This window comes from Panacagrimonas sp., from assembly GCF_965216805.1.
GTDB lineage: Bacteria > Pseudomonadota > Gammaproteobacteria > Nevskiales > Nevskiaceae > Panacagrimonas.
The window spans coordinates 1,041,177-1,059,869 of the sequence record NZ_CBDCGN010000003.1; the positions used below are offsets into that span (position 1 = coordinate 1,041,177).

13 protein-coding genes are annotated in these 18,693 nt (G+C 65.9%); 7 read left to right on the top strand and 6 right to left on the bottom strand.

The genetic code is table 11. The features are described from left to right. Positions 1–241 precede the first annotated feature (241 nt). The gene (locus tag ACOOHP_RS17800; RefSeq protein WP_420467826.1) at positions 242–1,054 is read left to right on the top strand and encodes a DsbC family protein; all 813 of its coding nucleotides are present in this window, start codon (positions 242–244) and stop codon (positions 1,052–1,054) included. Between the two features lie 184 nt (positions 1,055–1,238). On the opposite strand, the gene gorA is transcribed toward ACOOHP_RS17800, so the two are convergent. Then, positions 1,239–2,618, bottom strand: a complete 1,380-nt coding sequence (gene gorA / locus ACOOHP_RS17805) for a glutathione-disulfide reductase (RefSeq protein WP_420467827.1) — start codon at positions 2,616–2,618, stop codon at positions 1,239–1,241. Positions 2,619–2,641: 23 nt separating this feature from the next. Next, positions 2,642–3,754, bottom strand: coding sequence for an aminopeptidase (locus tag ACOOHP_RS17810; RefSeq protein ID WP_420468738.1), 1,113 nt, complete (start codon positions 3,752–3,754; stop codon positions 2,642–2,644). Between the two features lie 39 nt (positions 3,755–3,793). Here ACOOHP_RS17810 and ACOOHP_RS17815 point away from each other — a divergent pair, with 39 nt between their 5' ends. Further along, a complete protein-coding gene (locus ACOOHP_RS17815; protein WP_420467828.1) occupies positions 3,794–4,411 on the top strand; it encodes a uracil-DNA glycosylase family protein in 618 nt (205 codons plus the stop codon). Positions 4,412–4,487: 76 nt separating this feature from the next. Here the strand turns inward: ACOOHP_RS17815 and ACOOHP_RS17820 are convergent, their stop codons facing one another. Continuing rightward, positions 4,488–7,601: an efflux RND transporter permease subunit gene (locus ACOOHP_RS17820; RefSeq protein ID WP_420467829.1), complete on the bottom strand. Its 3,114-nt coding sequence runs from the start codon at positions 7,599–7,601 to the stop codon at positions 4,488–4,490. A gap of 19 nt (positions 7,602–7,620) precedes the next feature. Beyond that, positions 7,621–8,730: an efflux RND transporter periplasmic adaptor subunit gene (locus tag ACOOHP_RS17825; RefSeq protein WP_420467830.1), complete on the bottom strand. Its 1,110-nt coding sequence runs from the start codon at positions 8,728–8,730 to the stop codon at positions 7,621–7,623. Positions 8,731–9,021: 291 nt separating this feature from the next. On the opposite strand from ACOOHP_RS17825, the gene ACOOHP_RS17830 reads away from it, so the two are divergent. From ACOOHP_RS17830 to ACOOHP_RS17850, 5 genes are all read left to right on the top strand, one after another. After that, a complete protein-coding gene (locus ACOOHP_RS17830; protein WP_420467831.1) occupies positions 9,022–9,702 on the top strand; it encodes a TetR/AcrR family transcriptional regulator in 681 nt (226 codons plus the stop codon). Positions 9,703–9,831: 129 nt separating this feature from the next. Beyond that, on the top strand, positions 9,832–10,764 hold the full coding sequence (gene cysD, locus ACOOHP_RS17835) for a sulfate adenylyltransferase subunit CysD (protein WP_420467832.1): 933 nt from the start codon (positions 9,832–9,834) through the stop codon (positions 10,762–10,764). Then, on the top strand, positions 10,765–12,684 hold the full coding sequence (gene cysN / locus ACOOHP_RS17840) for a sulfate adenylyltransferase subunit CysN (RefSeq protein WP_420467833.1): 1,920 nt from the start codon (positions 10,765–10,767) through the stop codon (positions 12,682–12,684). A gap of 481 nt (positions 12,685–13,165) precedes the next feature. Continuing rightward, positions 13,166–14,410: an NADH:flavin oxidoreductase/NADH oxidase family protein gene (locus tag ACOOHP_RS17845; RefSeq protein WP_420467834.1), complete on the top strand. Its 1,245-nt coding sequence runs from the start codon at positions 13,166–13,168 to the stop codon at positions 14,408–14,410. A gap of 301 nt (positions 14,411–14,711) precedes the next feature. Continuing rightward, positions 14,712–16,343 carry a flavin-containing monooxygenase gene (locus tag ACOOHP_RS17850; protein WP_420467835.1) on the top strand — a complete coding sequence of 544 codons (1,632 nt, stop codon included), beginning with the start codon at positions 14,712–14,714 and terminating at the stop codon, positions 16,341–16,343. Between the two features lie 30 nt (positions 16,344–16,373). Here the strand turns inward: ACOOHP_RS17850 and ACOOHP_RS17855 are convergent, their stop codons facing one another. Both ACOOHP_RS17855 and ppa read right to left on the bottom strand, forming a co-directional pair. Beyond that, positions 16,374–18,014 carry a phytoene desaturase family protein gene (locus ACOOHP_RS17855; RefSeq protein WP_420467836.1) on the bottom strand — a complete coding sequence of 547 codons (1,641 nt, stop codon included), beginning with the start codon at positions 18,012–18,014 and terminating at the stop codon, positions 16,374–16,376. 10 nt (positions 18,015–18,024) lie between these two features. Then, entirely contained in the window at positions 18,025–18,573 is a 549-nt protein-coding gene (gene ppa, locus ACOOHP_RS17860) for an inorganic diphosphatase (protein WP_420467837.1), read from the bottom strand. Between the last annotated feature and the right edge of the window lie 120 nt (positions 18,574–18,693).

The window sequence follows — 18,693 nt, forward strand, 5'->3', positions numbered from 1 at the left end:
CGTCATCAGCACCACCCCGACGACGATACGGCTGTAAACCAGGATTTCTTCGCGCTTGTTCATTGGGGTCTCCTGGGGAAGCGGCGCTGCCAGCCGGGATATGTCGGTGGCGGGAGGCTAGTCTTTCGCGGCGGCTTGCAACCGACAAGGCCGAGCAACGGTCATTGTGTGCGGACGATCACAACGGATCGCCCGTTCCTGCCGTCGTTACACTATGGCGGTCTCCCGACAGGATTCTTCGATGCACAAGCTCTGGTGGTTAGGTGCCTTCGCCCTGCTGACGGTCGCCTGCGCGCCGCAACAGCCCGATCAAGACGAGGCTGCCGCGGGCTCGACGCCGGCCGTCGCGCCGGAGCCGGTGCTCGACGCCGATCCCGAAGACATGGCCGCGCTCAAGGCACGTCTGCAGGTCAACCTGCCCACGGTGCAGATCGACGAGGTGCGGCCCACGCCCATCGAGGGGCTGTACGAGATCCAGGCCGGCTTCAACTTCGGCTACGTGTCGCTGGACGGGCGTTATCTGATCGACGGCGATCTCAACGACCTGGCCTCCGGCGAACGCCTGACCGAGAACCGGCGTCGCAGTGCGCGCGCCACCTTGGTCAACGGCATGGCAGCGGACCAGACCATCGAGTATGCGCCGGCCAAAGGCGAACCCAAGTACACGGTGACGGTGTTCACCGACATCGACTGCGGGTACTGCCGCAAGCTGCACCAGCACATCAAGGAATACAACGACGACGGCATTGCCGTGCGTTACGTGTTCTTTCCGCGCTCGGGGCCGGAGACGGCATCGTTCTTCAAGGCCGAAAAGGTCTGGTGTGCGGCGGACCGCAAGGCGGCGCTGACCGAAGCCAAGCTGGGCAGCGGCTTCGAAGGACCCAAGGAATGCAAGAACCCGGTCATGGATCATCTGCGCCTGGCCGCGGAGCTGGGCCTGCGCGGAACGCCGGCCATCGTGCTGCCGGACGGCGAGCTGATTCCGGGTTATCAGGAGCCGGCGCAATTGCTGCGCGTACTGGCCGAGCACGGCACCGCTCCCGCGCCGGGTTGACGGCGCCCGTGGACCGGCATAGGGCTCATCGTCGCGCGGCTGCATCCCGTTTCGACGTGTAGGGCGGGCCGCGCCCGCCGTCGGGCCTATCTGTTGAGCGCACACGACAAGGGCATGGGCCGCCCTTGTCGGCGCTGCCGACGGCCGCGAGCCGCCATCAGCACGGATGCATGACCGGGTTTCGTCAGGCTTCGGGCGCGACCTTGCGGGTGACCTCGCGCATGGTCACGAACTCCTCCGCCGAGCTCGGGTGGATACCGACGGTGTCGTCGACCATGCGCTTGGTGGCGCCGGCCTTGAGCGCCACCGCCAGGCCCTGAATGGTCTCGCCGGCATCCGGCCCCACCATGTGGCAGCCAAGCACTCGATCACTATCGGCATCCACCACCAGTTTCATCAGGGTGCGCTCGGCGTTGTCGGCAAAGGCCAGCTTCATCGGCTTGAAGCGCGACTCGAAGATGTTCAGCCGGTGCCCCGCCTCAAGTGCCTGTTGCTCGCTCAGACCCACGGTGCCGATGTTGGGCAGGCTGAACACGGCGGTGGGAATCAGCTCGTAGGCGACCGGCCGCGCCAGTTCCGGTTGGTACAGGGTGCGCGCCACCGCCATGCCCTCGGCCAGCGCCACCGGTGTGAGCTGGACACGACCGATGATGTCGCCGATGGCGAAGATCGAAGGCTCGGCCGTGCGGTAGTGCGCGTCGACATCGATGTAGCCGCGCTCGTCCAGACGCACGCCGGTGTTCTCCACGCCCAGGTCGGTGAGCAGGGGTCGACGCCCGGTGGCGTAGAACACGCAGTCGGTTTCCAGTGCGCTGCCATCCTTCAACGTGGCGCGCAGGCTGCCGTCGGCTTGCTTGTCGATGGCGGCGATGTCGGTGCCGAAGTGCGTCTTGAGTTGTTTGCGTTCGAACTCTTCGCGCAGATGCGTGCGCAGGCTGTCGTCGAAGCCGCGCAGGAACAGATCGCCGCGATACATCAGGGTGGTGTCGGCGCCCAGGCCGTGGAAGATCGATGCGAACTCCACCGCGATATAGCCGCCGCCCACCACCACGATGCGACGCGGCAGCGCGTTGAGGAAGAAGGCTTCGTTGGAGGTGATGGCGTGCTCGGCGCCGGGCACCTCGGGCTTGTGCGGCCAGCCGCCGGTGGCGATCAGGATGTTCGCGGCGCGGTGGCGCTGGCCGTTGACCTCCACGGTATGCGGATCGCAAAGGCGTGCGTGGCCGTCGAACAGGCTCACGCCGGCGCCGGTCAGCAGCTTGCGGTAGATGCCGTTGAGGCGGGCAATCTCGCGATTCTTGTTGTCGATCAAGCGCGCCCAGTCGAAGCGCGGTTCGCCCAGGTTCCAGCCGTAGGCGGCAGCGGTTTCGAAGTCCTCGGAAAAGTGTGCGCCGTACACCAGCAGCTTTTTGGGTACGCAGCCCACGTTGACGCAGGTGCCGCCGTAATAGCGGCTTTCCGCGACGGCCACGCGTGCGCCGTAGTTGGCCGCGAAGCGCGCGGCGCGCACGCCGCCGGAGCCGGCGCCGATTACAAAAAGGTCGTAGTCGTAGTTCTGGTTCATGGTCGGATGCGTTGGGCAATCGATCAATCGGATTCGGCGCTACGGTACTGCATCAGGCTTTGCAGGCGCAGGCGGCGTGTCGGCCCCGGCAGATTGCCGAGTTCGCGGCAGGCGGCATGAAAGCGGTGCCAGTCGCGACCGGAAACGTCGTACAGGCTTTCGAACGCGGGCACGTACTCGTCGTACAAGCCGAAGCTGAGCAGGCTGGCATTGTTGAGGTCGCGCGCGAACCAGCCGTCGTAGTCGCCGTCGCCGTTCCAGCGGGTGTCGCGCAACTCGGCGTATTCGGCCTTCAGGCGTTGGAACTCCTCGGCTTTGCGCTTGCGCATGATTTCGTTCGACAGCGGTTGCGCGTACAGCCGGGACAGGCGTTCGCGCGCGTCCAGCACCAGGTGGGTGAATTGCTGCTGGCGCTCGCGCTGCAACGCGGAGTCGGTCTCGTCGATACGACCGGCGGTGAAGTATTCGCGTAGCCCCTGCTGTTCCACGAAGCGCGCCATGGACTCGTTGAACACAGTGTCGTCGCTCACGTAGAGCTGCTGGTGCACCAGTTCGTGGAACACGGTGGCGACCAGCACCGCGTCGCTCCAGTGCAGCATGGTGTTGAGCACCGGGTCGTCGAACCAGCCCAGGGTGGAGTAGGCCGGCACGCCGCCGATGTCGACGTCATGGCCCTGCTCGCGCAGCGCTTGGGCCTGCGCTTCGGCACGTTCGCGACTGTAGTGGCCGCGGTAGGCGACGCAGCCAGCGATAGGGAAGCAGGATTCCAGCGGCGCCAGCGAAAACTCCGGCGTGGCAAGCACATTCCATACGGCATAGGCGCGCTGCAGGTCGGCGTACAGCGTGTAGCTGGGGTTGTCGGGCAGTTGCAGGTCGCGCACCGCAAAGCGGCGGGCGTCGAGCACCAGCGTCAGACGGCGCCGCAGTTCGGGGTCGCGTCGCTCGTCGCCGACGATCTGCGCGATCGGCTCGCGCTGCGACAGCAGTTCCATCTGTCCGCGCGCCAGATGCGCGTAATAGCCGAGCTGGGCGCAACCGGTCGCGATCGCCACCAGGCTCAGCGGCAGCAGGGCCAGCGCGATCCGACCGACGCGACTTGCAGGCGGGTGTGGCCGCCGGCCGCACCTTGACGGCATCATGCTTCGATCTTCATTCACGGTTTCGCAGTATCGCGCATGCCCGTCCACGCAGAAGACCCCGCCACTCCGCTTGAGCTGTTGCTGAGCGAGATTCGCGCCTGCACGCTGTGCAGCGGGCATCTGCCGCTGGGGCCGCGGCCGGTGTTGCGCGCAGCGCCGCAGGCGCGCCTGCTGATCGTTGGCCAGGCGCCGGGCACCAAGGTGCATGCCAGCGGGGTCCCCTGGAACGATGCCAGCGGCGAGCGCCTGCGCCAGTGGATGGATGTGGACCGCGACACCTTCTACGACGCCGCGCGCATCGCCATCGTGCCGATGGGCTTCTGCTATCCGGGACGCGGCAAGGGCGGCGACCTGCCGCCGCGACCGGAGTGCGCGCCGCAGTGGCACCTGCGCGTCCGCACGCAGATGCCGCGGATCGGATTGACCCTGCTGATCGGCCAGTATGCGCAGGCCTACTATCTGCCGGGCCCGAAGCAGGCGCTGGAGGACACTGTGCGCGATTGGCGCCGGCACCTCGCGAACGGATTTTTTCCGCTTCCGCATCCCAGCCCGCGCAACACGCTGTGGCTCAGGCGCAGGCCGTGGTTCGAGGCCGAGGTGCTGCCGCAGCTGCGCGCTGTGCTGCAGTCTTGTCTGAGCGCCGGCGTCGATTGAGTGCTGGTGAAATCCGGGTGCCCGGATTTCACCTGCGGCTCGTTTCGGCTAATGACCTTCGAGCGATGACCCGAGATCAGGGCAGGCTGCCCGCAGGCGCGGGAGACGGCTCGGTCTGCGCGTCCGGATCGGTCGAGCGCGGCACCTTGAACCATGCCGCGTACAGCGCCGGCAGGAACAGCAGGGTCAGCGCGGTCGCTGCGATCAGGCCGCCCATGATGGCCACCGCCATCGGGCCGAAGAACACGCTGCGCGACAAGGGGATCATCGCCAACACCGCCGCCAGGGCGGTCAGCACGATGGGACGGAAGCGTCGCACGGTGGCCTCCACCACGGCGTCGAACGGACCGCGGCCGTGGTCGAGGTCCTGCTGAATCTGGTCGATCAGGATCACGCTGTTGCGCATGATCATGCCCAGCAGTGCGATCGTGCCGAGCATCGCCACGAAACCGAAGGGCTGGCCGAACAGCAGCAGGAATGCGGCGACGCCGATGATGCCCAGCGGCGCGGTCAGGAACACCATGATCGACAGCGAGAAGCTCTTGAGCTGGATCATCAGCACGGTCAGCACCACCAGGATGAACAGCGGCATGCCGGCATTGACGCTGTTCTGGCCCTTGGCGGCGTCCTCCACGGTGCCGCCAACCTCGACGCGGTAGCCCGGCGGCAGCCGCGATTCCAGCTCGGCGATGCTGGGTGCCAGCTGCGCCACCACCTGCGCCGGCTGGATGTCCGAATAGACGTCCGCCCGGGCGGTGATGGTAGGCGCGCGGTCGCGTCGCCACAGGATGCCCTGCTCGAAGCGGAACTCCAGGCGACCGATCTGCGCCAGCGGTACGTTGGCACCGCTGGTGGTGGGGATCGACAGGCTGGACAGCAGCTCCAGGCGCTCGCGTTCGCTGGGCGGGCCGCGCAGCACGATCTGGATGAGCTTGTTGTCTTCGCGGAAGTGACTCAGGGTGGCGCCGTTGATCGCGGTCTCCAGCAACTGCGAGACGGTCTGCGAGCTCACGCCCAGACTGCGCGCGCGATCCTGGTTGATCGACACGGAAATGGTCTTGGAGCGCTCTGCGGTGTCCAGGTGCACGCCCGCGGTGTGAGGGTTGTCGCGCAGCAGGGCGGCGATCTCCTCGGCGTAGCGCGTGGCTTGTTCGCGCTCCGGGCCCGACACGCGGTACTGCAGCACGTAGCCCACCGGCGGGCCGTTCTCGAGGCGGTTGACGCGCCAGCGCAGGTCGGCAAATTCGTCGGGCAGAGTCTCCAGCAGATGAGCGCGGATCGCCTCGCGGGCCTTGATGTCGCGGGTGTTGAGCACGAACTGCGCGAAGCTGGCCGCCGGCAGCTGCTGATCCAGCGGCAGGATGAAGCGCGGCGCGCCGCTGCCCACGTAAGCGACGTAGCTGATCAGACCTTCCAGGTCCTTGAGCAGGTGTTCCATGCGCAGCGCCGCGGCATCGGTCTGCGCGATGGATGCGCCCTCGGGCAGCTTGAGGTCCACCAGCAGTTCCAGGCGGGTGGAGCTGGGAAAGAATTGCTGCGGCACCTTGCTGAACATCACCAGGCTGCCGACGAACAGAGCCAGCGTCAGTCCGATGGTGGTCCAGCGCCGGTTGACGCACAGCCGTACCAGCCGGCGGAAACGGTTGTAGAAGCGCGTGTGGTAGACGCCATGTTCGCCGTGGGTCTGGCCGTCGGGCGACAGCCCTTTCTCCGGCAGCAGCTTGTAGCCCAGCAGGGGTACGAACAGCACCGCGGCAATCCACGACACCAGCAAGGCGATGGTCACCACCTGGAAGATCGACACCGTGTATTCGCCAGTGCTGCTCTTGGCGGTGGCGATGGGCAGAAAGCCGGCGGCAGTGATCAGGGTGCCGCTGAGCATCGGAAACGCGGTGCTGGAATAGGCGAAGGCCGCCGCCTTGACCCGGTCGTAACCCTGTTCGAGTTTCACCGCCATCATTTCCACCGCGATGATGGCATCGTCCACCAGCAAGCCCAGCGCCAGGATCAGCGAGCCGAGCGAGATTTTGTGCAGGCCGATGCCGAGCTGGTGCATCACCGCGAAGGTCATCGCCAGCACCAGCGGGATCGACAACGCCACCACCAGTCCGGTGCGCACGCCCAGGGAGATGAAACACACCGCCAGCACGATGATCACCGCCTCGGCCAATACCTTGAGGAACTCGTTGATGCCGCGACTGACCGCGCGCGGCTGGTCGGCGACGCGCTGCAGCTCCATGCCCAGCGGTACTTCGCGGTTGAGTTTCTCGAACTCGGCATCGAGCCGGCGCCCGAGGCGGATGATGTCGCCGCCTTTCTCCATGGACACCGCAATGCCGATGGCAGGCTCGCCGTTGAATCGCACCCGTGGTGCCGGCGGGTCCTGGTAGCCGCGGTAGATTTCGGCAACGTCGCCGAGACGGAACGTACGGCCCTGGAAGCTGATAGGCAGATTGCGCAGTTCCTCCACCCGGTCCAGTCCGCCGCTGACGCGCAGATAGATCTTGTCGGTGGCCGTATCGAAGTCGCCGGAGGGCGTGACATCGTTCTGCTGCGCCAGCACTTCGGCGATCAGGGTGGGAGGTATGCCGAGCTGGTCGCGCCGGGAGTTGGCCACGTCCACGTAGATGCGTTCTTCCTGCAGGCCGACGAATTCGACCTTGGCGACGTCGTCGATACGCAACAGGCGGTCGCGGATGCGGTCGGCGTAGTCCTTGAGCTCCTCGTAACTGAAATCCTTGCCCTGCAGCGCATAGATGTTGCCGAAGGTGTCGCCGAATTCATCGTTGAACGCCGGCCCGATCACGCCCGCCGGCAGGGTGTGGCGGATGTCGTCGACTTTCTTGCGCGTTTGGTAGTAGTTCTCCGGCATGGTGTGCGCCGGAATGTCTTCGCGAAAGATCACGAACACCTGCGATTCGCCCGGGCGCGAATAGGAGCGCAGGTAGTCCAGCGAATCGAGTTCCTGCAGCTTTTCCTCGATCTTGTCGGTCACCAGGCGGTCGACCTGATCGGCGGTGGCGCCCGGCCAGATCGTGCGGATCACCATCACGCGAAAGGTGAACGGCGGGTCTTCGGACTGGCCCAGGTGGGCGTAGCCCCAGACGCCGAGTATTGCCAACAACACCATCGCGAAGATCACCAGCGGCCGGTTGGCCAGCGCCCATTCGCTCAGATTGATACGCCCCATGTGCGGACTCGGTCGGGTGTCAGAGCGCGGCCTTGGCCGCGCGATCAATGGGTCGAACCCGCATGCCCGGCGTCAGCCGGTGCACGCCGGCGCTGACCAGGCGGTCGTCCAGCGCCAGTTCGCCGCTGACGATGGCGGCGTTATCCAGGTACTGCAGGACCTGCACTGGACGCGGCTCGACCTGGGTGCCGCCATCTTCGGCGTCGACCAGGGTCCACACGACGGCGGCCTGATCCTCCAGCGCACCCAGAGCGGTGGCGGGCAGGCGGAAGGTCTTGCCGTCCGCGGCCGACAGCGCCATCACCGTGGCAGTGGCACCGAGCTGCACCTGCTCGTCGGGCTCGGACAGGGTGATGCGCGCCTCGTGCGTGCGGGTGGCGCGGTCGGCCTGCGGGCTGAGGTCGCGGAGCTTGGCCGCGTAGGGTTTGCCGGGCTGGTTGAAGATTTCCACCACCAGTTGCGGGGCGTCGCGCAGCGCTTGCACGCGGCCCTCCGGCACTGCGATGCGGACTTCGCGCTCGCCGTCGGCGGCTACCCGCAGCACCGGCTGGCCGGCGGCAACCACGTTGCCGGGTTCGCCGATCACCTGCGTCACCACCCCGGCGACGTCGGCCTTGAGCTCGGTGTAGCGCGACTGGTTGCGCGCCAGGTCCAGTTGCGAGCGCGCCTGCTCCACGCGGGCTTGCGCCAGCCGGGTGGTGTTGACGCGCAAATCCAGTGCCGACTGGCCGATGTGGCCACGCTCCTTTAGGTCGCGATAGCGCTTCTCTTCTTCCTGCGCCAGCCACAGGTCCGCTTCGGCGGCGGCCAGCGCCGCCCGGGCGGCATCCAGGTTGAGCCGCGCGTCCTGTGGGTCCAGCACCGCCAGCACCATGCCCGGCTCGATCCGCGTGCCCAGATCGACCTTGCGCGAGGCGATCTTGCCCGGCACCCGAAACGACAGGTCGGCTTCCACCCGCGCGTGGACGGTGCCGGGAAACGCCTCGGCGGCGCCCGGACCCTGCAGCGGCTGCGGCGATTCGACGACCACCGGTTGCGCCGGCTTGGGCGGCGGCGCGCCGCCGTTGCACGCGCTCAGCAGCACGCCCGCGAGGACTGATGCAACCCGCCAGGGAATTTGGAACGCCACCAGGTCCTCCCGCGACGCAGATGCGCGCGTCTATATATTGAACCGAATGGTACATTATTAAATCGTCGGTCCAATACCGGCTACCACCGCGCGACAGGCGGGGGATGGCTGGTCTAGATTCGACGGCATGGCAGCGTGACCGCGCCCGCCCGGCGCGGGGCGCTGTCGAACTTTGCGGTCGAACTCTTCCTGTTGCGGTTTCCCGTTGCCATGGCCCAGTCAAGCAAGCCTGCCGTTCGCGCCGCCGCCTCGCGGCTCCCGCGCGGGCGTCCGAAGGACCTGGACAAGCGCATGGCCATCCTGATCGCGGCCAAGGCCCTGTTCACCGCGCAGGGTCTGAGCCGCACCAGCATGGAGGGCATCGCGCAGGCCGCCGGGGTTTCCAAGCTCACGGTCTACAGCCATTTCCGCAACAAGGAGGAACTGTTTCGCCAGACCATTTTTGCCAAGTGCGCGGAACACTGGCCCGACGTGCTGTTCGACGTTCAGCTACGGCCGCCGCTGCGCGAGCGTCTGCTGGGAATCGGGCAGGGGTTCCTGGATCTGGTCAACAGTCAGGACGTCATCAACATGTACCGACTGCTCGCCGCCGAAGCCGGCAGTAACGGAAAATTCGGCCGCCTGTTCTGGGAGGCCGGTCCGGAACGCACCATGCAGCGCTTCTCCCAGGTGCTGGAGGCCGCCGCCCGCGAGGGCGAGATCAGCCTTCGAGATGCCCGAAGGTCCGCTGCGCATTTCTTCGTGCTGCTCAAGGGCGAGCATCACATCCGCTGTCTGGTCGGCGCCGGCACGCCCTTGGAAGGCGAGGCGCGCCGGCGCCACCTGGACGAAGTGGTGGACCTGTTTCTGCGTGCTCACGCGCCAGGGATCACGCCTTCGGCGCCAGCGCGCGCGCCGGCCGCGCGCGCTGACCGCAAGCAGTCGCTGCGGAGCAGCCAAAGAACAGCTGAAGCAAAGGACGAAAAGTTCTAAGAGCCGGGCGGAATTTCCGGCGCGTTTATCCTTCGGTCACTGGCTTTGATCCTCCGGTGCGCGAAATGCGCCCGGACCCTCCACGACGACCCGCTAAAATCGCGGATTCATCTCTGGTCTCACCCGCATATGGCCCCTGTCGTGACTACGCAATCGCCGTCCGTGACCCTCACCCACCTTCAACGCCTCGAAGCCGAATCGATTCACATCCTGCGCGAGGTGATTGCCGACGCTGAGAAGCCGGCGATGCTGTACTCGGTGGGCAAGGACAGCGCCGTGATGCTGCATCTGGCGCGCAAGGCGTTCTATCCGGCGCCGCCGCCGTTCCCGCTGCTGCACGTGGACACCACCTGGAAGTTCCAGGCCATGTACGCGCTGCGCGACCAGATGGCGCGCGAGTCGGGCATGGAGTTGCTCGTCTACCAGAACCCCGAGGCCAAGGCCAAGGGCATCAACCCCTTCGACCACGGCTCCCTGCACACCGACCTGTGGAAGACCGAGGGGCTCAAGCAGGCGCTGGACCTGCACAAGTTCGACGTGGCCTTCGGCGGCGCCCGGCGTGACGAGGAAAAATCCCGCGCCAAGGAACGCATCTTCTCGTTCCGCTCCGCCAGCCATCGCTGGGACGGCAAGAACCAGCGGCCCGAGCTGTGGAACCTCTACAACGCCAGGAAGGCCAAGGGCGAGTCGATCCGCGTGTTCCCGATCTCCAACTGGACCGAGCTCGACATCTGGCAGTACATCCACCTGGAGAACATCCCCATCGTGCCGCTGTACATGGCCGCAAAGCGGCCCACGGTGGAGCGTGATGGGTTGATCCTGATGGTCGACGACGAACGCTTCCGCCTGAACCCGGGTGAGACGCCCGTGATGCGCTCGATCCGCTTCCGCACCCTGGGCTGCTACCCCCTGACCGGTGCCGTCGAGAGCACCGCCGACACCTTGCCGCGCGTCATCCAGGAAATGCTGCTCACGACGACCTCGGAGCGCCAGGGCAGAGCCATCGACAGGGATGCCGGCAGCGCGAGCATGGAGAAGAAAAAGCAGGAGGGGTATTTCTAAATGAACACTTCAACGACGACCCCGGACCCGATCTACGTCACCGACGAGCTGATCGCGAAAGACATCGACGCCTATCTCGTCCGTCACCAGCACAAGAGCCTGCTGCGCTTCATCACCTGCGGCTCGGTGGACGACGGCAAGTCCACCCTGATCGGCCGGCTGCTGTACGACTCCAAGATGATCTTCGAGGACCAGCTCGCCGCGCTGGAGGCCGACTCCAAGAAGGTCGGTACCCAGGGCCAGGAGATCGACTTCGCGCTGCTGGTCGATGGTCTGGCCGCCGAGCGCGAGCAGGGCATCACCATTGATGTGGCCTACCGGTTCTTCTCCACGGAAAAGCGCAAGTTCATCGTCGCCGACACCCCCGGCCACGAGCAGTACACCCGCAACATGGTCACCGGGGCCTCCACCGCGGACCTGGCGATCATCCTGATCGATGCCAGAAAGGGGGTTCTCACCCAGACCCGGAGACACAGCTACCTCGCGCACCTGATCGGCATTCGCAATCTGGTGCTGGCCGTGAACAAGATGGACCTGATCGGCTACGACCGGGCCAAGTACGAACAGATCGTTGAGGACTACCGCAGCTTCGCCAAGAGCATCGGCATTACGGACTTCACGCCCATGCCGATCTCCGGCTTCAAGGGCGACAACATCACGGCCAACTCGCCGAACATGCCCTGGTACACCGGCGCGCCGCTGATGGCGCACCTGGAGACAGTGGAGCTGGACACCACGCTGGACCAGGCCAAGCCCTTCCGCCTGCCGGTGCAGTGGGTCAATCGCCCGAACCTGGACTTCCGCGGCTTCTCCGGCCTGATCGCCAGCGGCTCGATCAAACCCGGCGATGCCATCCGCGTGCTGCCCAGCGGCAAGACCAGTACGGTCAGCCGCATCGCGACCTTCGACGGCGATCTGGAGCAGGCCGTGGCCGGGCAGTCCATCACCCTGTGCCTGGCCGACGAGATCGACTGCTCGCGCGGCGACGTGATCACCCAGGCCGAACAACCGACGCAGGTCGCCGACCAGTTCGAGTCCACCCTGGTGTGGATGAGCGACGAGGCGCTGGTGCCCGGCCGGCCGTACTGGCTCAAGATCGGCACCCAGACCGTGACGGCGCGCGTGCAGCCGCCCGAGTACCAGATCAACGTCAACACCCTCGAACACCTCGCCGCCAAGACCCTGGAGCTCAATGCCATCGGCGTGGCCAAGCTCACCACCGAGCGTGCGATCCCCTTCGAGCCCTACGCCGACAATCACACGCTCGGCGGTTTCATCCTGATCGACAAGTTCAGCAACGCCACCGTCGCCGCCGGCATGCTGAACTTCTCCCTGCGCCGTGCCCAGAACGTGCACTGGCAGGCGCTGGACGTCACCCGGGAGTCTCGTGCCGAACTCAAGCAGCAGAAGCCGGCGGTGCTGTGGTTCACCGGCCTGAGCGGCTCCGGCAAGTCCACCATCGCCAACCTGGTCGAGAAGAAGCTGGCACACCTCGGCAAGCACACCTTCCTGCTCGACGGCGACAACATCCGCCACGGTCTGAACAAGGATCTGGGCTTCACGCAGGCGGACCGCATCGAGAATATCCGCCGTATCGGCGAGGTGGCCAAGCTGATGACCGACGCCGGGCTGATCGTGCTCACGGCCTTTATCTCGCCGTTCCGCGCGGAGCGCGAGCTGGTGCGCGGCATGCTGCCGGAGGGCGAATTCATCGAGATCCATGTCGACACCCCGCTGGCCGAGGCCGAGAAGCGCGACGTGAAGGGTCTCTACAAGAAGGCACGCACCGGCCAGTTGCCGAACTTCACCGGCATCGATTCGCCTTACGAGACACCCGAGTCACCGGAGATTCACATCGATACCACCACCGTGACTGCAGAGCAGGCGGCAGATCTGATTGTGGGCCGGGTGCTGGGCTGAGGCGCGAGCGGCCTCCAATCGCACGGCGCTCTTGCCGTGAAACCTGGGCCCTCGAGGCAGGGCTGCGGTGTTGGTCGCGATGAATCAGTCGCGTGGGGTGGGGTGATCGAGAAGGGCGATCAGGCTTTGGGCCGCGCCGTCGAGTAGTGCCCTGCGCGCAGCCTGCGAGCGCATCGCACGAGCCAGCGTAACCGCCCCACCGCCCGTGCGATCGGCGCCCAGGCCTCGCAGTCGTTCGCCGTTCGCACGCGCACGATCTGCTGAACCTCCAGCAGGCGCCGCTCAAAGGTTTCGCGCACAGCGTCGTCGGCCCGCGCGATCTTGCTGCGGCATGCGCTACCGGCACGGCGCCCCTATCGGCCCGCAGCTCAACCGCCTGACTGGCGCCGCGCACTGTGACCCGCTGTCGCGCACGCCCTACCACAAGTACCTGCCAGTGCGGATCCTGCCGCTCGAATCCGTCCTTGCTGCCTGACCGACCATGACCGAACGCCTTATTGCCCAGCCGCTGCAAATCGCGCGCGGCCCCGCGCTCAAGAACCGCATCGCCAAGTCCGCGCTGAGCGAGGCGTTGGGTTCCATCGACAACCGCGTCACGCCAGAGCTGATCCGCCTGTACCAGCGCTGGGCTTCGTCCGGCGCCGGCCTGCTCATGACCGGCAACGTGATGATCGACCGCCGCGCGCTCGGCGAGCCGGGCAATGTGGTGGTGGAGGACGAGCGTGACCTGCTGCGCCTGCAGCAGTGGGCCGCCGCCGCGACCTCGCAGGGCACGCGGCTGTGGATGCAGATCAACCATCCGGGCAAGCAGGCGCCGCGCGGCATGAACCGCGAGAACGTGGCGCCGTCCGCGATTGGATTTGGCGAGAAGCTCGCGCCGTTCTTCCCGGTGCCGCGTGCGCTGAAAGAATCGGAGATCGAGGACATCATCGAGCGCTTCGGCAATGCCGCCGCGATTGCGCAGAAGGCCGGCTTCAATGGCGTGCAGTTGCACGGCGCGCACGGATACCTCATCAGCCAGTTCCTGTCGCCGCATCACAATCGCCGCGAGGACGCCTGGGGCGGCACGGCGGTGAAGCGTCGGCGCTTCGTGACACAGTTGTACCGCGAGGTGCGGCGCCGCGTGGGCGAGGAATTCCCCATCGGCATCAAGCTCAACTCGGCGGACTTCCAGCGCGGTGGGTTTACGGAAACCGAATCGCTGGGCGTGATCCGTGCGCTCGCCAAGGCCGGCATCGACCTGATCGAGATTTCGGGTGGCACTTATGAAGAGCCGGCGATGCAGGGATTGAGAAAGGCCAGCACGGCGTCGCGCGAGGCCTATTTTCTCGAGTTTGCGGAGAAGGTGCGCAAAGAGGTGGACGTACCGCTGATGGTGACGGGCGGCTTCCGCACCCTGGCTGGCATGGAAGCGCCGCTGCGCGCGAACGCTCTGGATCTGATCGGCCTCGGTCGCATCCTCGCCGTCGAACCGGATGCGCCGGCCCGCCTGCTGCGCGGCGAGGAAACCCGTCAGCGCGTGCAGCCGCTGAGCACCGGCTTCAAGTATCTGGACGGCATGGGCTCGCTCGAAGTGACCTGGTACACGCGCCAGCTGCATCGCATGGGTCGCGGCGAGGCGCCGGTGCCGGACGAGAATCCGCTCAAGTCCTTCGTGCTCGATCTGCGCGACAAGGGCGTCGGCATCTTCCGCACGCGGCGGCTGCGCGCGAACGTGCAGGCGTAGTCGCGCAGAGCGGGGCGGGGCCGCCTGCCCTGGAGTCGCCAGGCAATCAGGGCGTTGGCCAGGCCCGGCGGGGGGCTCGAATCCGGCCAAGCCGGATCGCGCCTGCGCGCCGCTCGACCAGCGGCCGATTGTCGAATTCTGTCCCTGCGGGCGCGTCCTAACTACCCCGGGGAGTGGTTTCCCGAATCGCGGAGGTCGGGTAACGTCCCGATACGCTGCCGTTTGTGGGCGGGCCTCGCACGGCCCGTCTATGTCCGCCGCGACCCGTCAGCAGGCCAAATCATAAGAGAGGAGTTGAACCATGTCGGAGAGCAGTGTTGCCCAGCAGGGCGCCCAAAAGGTCGAAGCCATCGTGGTGGGTGCCGGCGTTGCCGGTCTGTTCCAGGTCAACCGCCTGCGCGAGATGGGCGTAAAGGTGCACGGTATCGAGGCCGGCAGCGGCGTCGGTGGCACCTGGTACTGGAACCGCTACCCGGGAGCGCGCTTCGATTCGCAAGGCGAGATCTACCAATACTGGTTCGACGAACAGCTCTACAAGTCCTGGAAGCCCAGCGAGCGCTTTCCGGCGCAGCCGGAAACCGAGAAGTGGCTGAACTACGTGGCCGACAAGCTCGACCTGAAGAAGGAATACAGCTTCGGCACCAAAGTCGAGTCGGCCAAGTTCAACGAGTCCACCGGGCGCTGGACGGTGCAGACCGACCAGGGCGAAACGTTCGACACGCAGTTCTTCATCACCTGCTGCGGCATGCTGTCGGCACCGCTGACCGAGATGTTCCCGGGGCAGAACACGTTCAAGGGCCAGTTGGTGCACACCGCGCGCTGGCCCAAGGAAGGGGTCGACTACAAGGGCAAGCGCGTGGCGGTGGTCGGCATTGGCGCCACCGGTATCCAGGTGATCCAGACGATCGCGCCGGACGTCGATCATCTGACGGTGTACGTGCGCACGCCGCAGTACATCACGCCGATGCGCAACCCCAAGTACACGGAAGCCGACAATAAGCAGCTGCACGCGCGCTTCGAGGAACTCAAGAAGCAATGCCACACCTCGTTCGCCGGCTTCGACTACGACCTCGACAACGGCAGCTGGCACGACGCCACGCATGAGCAGCGCCAGGCGGTCTACGAGCGCCTGTGGCAGGACGGCTCGTTGTCGCTGTGGCTGGCGGCTTATCCGGAGATCTTCTCGGTGCAGGAGGCCAGCGACGACATTTCCAACTTCGTGCGCGCAAAGATGCGCGCGCGGCTGAAGAACGACCCGAAGCTGTGTGACCTGCTGATTCCGAAGGACTACGGCTTCGGTACGCACCGTGTGCCGCTGGAGACCAAGTATCTCGAGGTGTACCTGCAGCCCAACGTCGACACCGTCGATGTCAAGAAGACCCCCATCGTCGGCATCACGCCCAAGGGCATCAAGACTTCGGACGGCACGGAACTGGAATTCGACGTCATCATCCTGGCTACCGGCTTCGATGCTGGCTCCGGTGCGTTGACGCGTATCAACATCGAGGGCCGCGGTGGCCGCAAGCTCAAGGAAGACTGGGGCAAGGACATCCGCACCACGATGGGTCTGCAGGTACACGGTTATCCGAACCTGTTCACCACCGCGGCGCCGCTCGCGCCGTCGGCAGCGCTGTGCAACATGACCACCTGCCTGCAGCAGCAGGCCGGCTGGATCGCCGACACCATCGGCTACATGCGCGACAAGGGCCTCAAGGTGATGGAGCCAACCAAGGCGACCGAAGACGCCTGGGTGCAGCATCACGATGACATTGCCAACGCCACCCTGCTGACCAAGACCGACTCCTGGTACATGGGCTCCAACGTGCCGGGCAAGCCGCGGCGCCTGCTGTCTTATGCCGGTGGCGTGCACACCTACAAGAAAGCGTGTGAGGACGTTATCGCCAGCGGGTATAAGGGCTTCGAACTCGCCTGAACCCAGCGGCGCGGCTGGAGGCCGGGTCCTTCAGCCGCGCAGCAGCGCCTGCGCCGCATTGCGTCCGCAGGCACCCATGACGCCGCCGCCGGGATGGGCGGCGGCGCCGCACAGGAACAGGCCCTTGACCGGCGTGGCGTAATCGCTCCAGCCGGGCACCGGGCGAAAGCTGAAGAGTTGATGCAAGGGCATCGCGCCCTGAAAGATGTTGCCGCCTGTGAGGTTGAAGCGGGTCTCGATGTCGGGCGGCGCCAGCACCTCGCGGTGCAGCACGCTGGCCGCGAAATTGGGCGCGAGCGCGTTGACCTGATCGATACAGCGATCCGCAAACGCATCGCGCCACTGATCCCAGGTGCCTTCGCGCAACGAGTACGGCGCGTACTGCACGAACAGGTTGACGATGTGATGGCCCGGCGGCGCCAGCGTCGTGTCGACGCTGGTAGGGATCACCATTTCGATCACCGGTCGTTGGCTGGGCAGGCCGCGCCGCGCGTCTTCATACGCGCGCTCGATATCTTCGGGCAGGGAATTGATGTGGATGGTGCCGTGGTGTTCGGGACCCGCCGCACCGTTGCGCGGCGGCATGCAGGAAAATTGTGGCAGCGCCGAGACCGCGAGATTGATCTTTACCGACGCGCTGGAATAGTCGATGCGACTCACCGCCTGGCGGAAGTGCGCGGGCAGGTGCATCGGCTTCATCAGCTTTTCGAACGTCACTTGCGCGGTGGCGTTGGACGCGACCGCAGGGGCTTCGATCACGCTGCCGTCCGCCAGGCGCACGCCGCGCGTGCGGCCGGCTTCGACCAGGATTTCGGCGACTTCGGCGTCGCAGCGAATCTCCACGCCCAGGCTCTGTGCCGAACGTGCGATCGCCTGCGTCAGCGCGCCCATGCCCCCTTCCACGTATCCCCAGACGCCGCGCGCACGCGCACCGGACGCGTCCGGCTTGCTGCCGGCCATGCCCATCACATGATGCAGCAGCACATAACCGGTGCCGGGCGCCGACGGCGGCGCAAAGGTTCCGATGATGGCATCGGTGGCGAGCGTGCCCTTGAGCTCGGGTGACTCGAACCAGCGGTCGAGTATCGGCGTGGCGGGACCGGTCAGAATCTCGATGGCCTCGGGCAGATCCGCGCCGAGCTTCTTCAGGGCGCGGTACAGCGCGCCACCACGACGCAGGTTGCGCAGTCGATCCAGCAAACCGCGCGCGCGCCACTCACGCGGCAGCGGCAGCAGGTCGGGTGGCGTGTCGAGCAGCGCCGGTTCGAGGTGCTCGGCAATGCGGGTGAGCAAGGCTTCGTATCTGGGAAACGCCTCGGCGTCTTTCGCGGAGAACTTGGCGATCTCGCGCGCATTGAGTTCGGCATCCGGCCCCATCAGCAGGGAGCGGCCGTCTGCAAATGGCGAAAACGACGACGGATTGCGCGCCAGGACCTTGTAGCCGAAATCCGCCAGCCTGAGGTCGCGTTCGATCTCCGGCAGCAGCAGGCTGACCACGTAGGACGCGGTAGAGCTACGGTAGCCCGGTGCAAGTTCTTCGGTAACGCAGGCGCCGCCGACCAGGCTGCGACGCTCCAGCACTAGGACCTTGCGTCCCGCCCTGGCCAGGTAAGCCGCGCAGACCAGGCCGTTATGACCCGCGCCGATGACGATGACGTCGGGGCGCGTCACGTGCCCAACCTCAGAAGTTGGGTTTGCTGGGATCGGCCTTGAATCTTGCCACGCTGTCCACGATGGCCTGTTTGGCATCCTCGGGCCCATGCCAGCCCTTGATCTTGACCCACTTGCCGGGCTCCAGATCCTTGTAGTGCTCGAAGAAATGCGAGATCTGGTCGCGGATCAGCGCCGGCAGCGCGCGTACGGTCTGCACGTCGCTGTATAAGCGGCTGATCTTGTCGCTGGGAACGACGATGAGTTTTTCATCGATGCCCGCTTCGTCCTCCATTTCCAGCATGCCGATCGGCCGGCAGTTGATCACACAGCCCGGGGTGAGTTGCATCGGCATCATCACCAGCGCATCGATGGGATCGCCATCGCCAGAGATCGTGTGCGGCACGTAACCGTAGTTGCAGGGGTAGCGCATCGGCGTGGTCAGCAGCCGGTCGACAAAGATGGCCCCGGAGGCCTTGTCCACTTCGTATTTGACCGGCTCGCTGTTCATCGCAATCTCGATGACCACGTTGACGTCATCGGGAACGTGGTTGCCGGTGGGGACGAGTTCGAGCGACATCGGGCGGTACCTTGCAACGGGCTGGGACAGGCCGCGCATTATACCGGCGGACTTGGAAATTGTGCGCCGCACAAACTGACTTCACCGCGGGCTGCAAAGCCGAATTTGCGCGGTCCACAA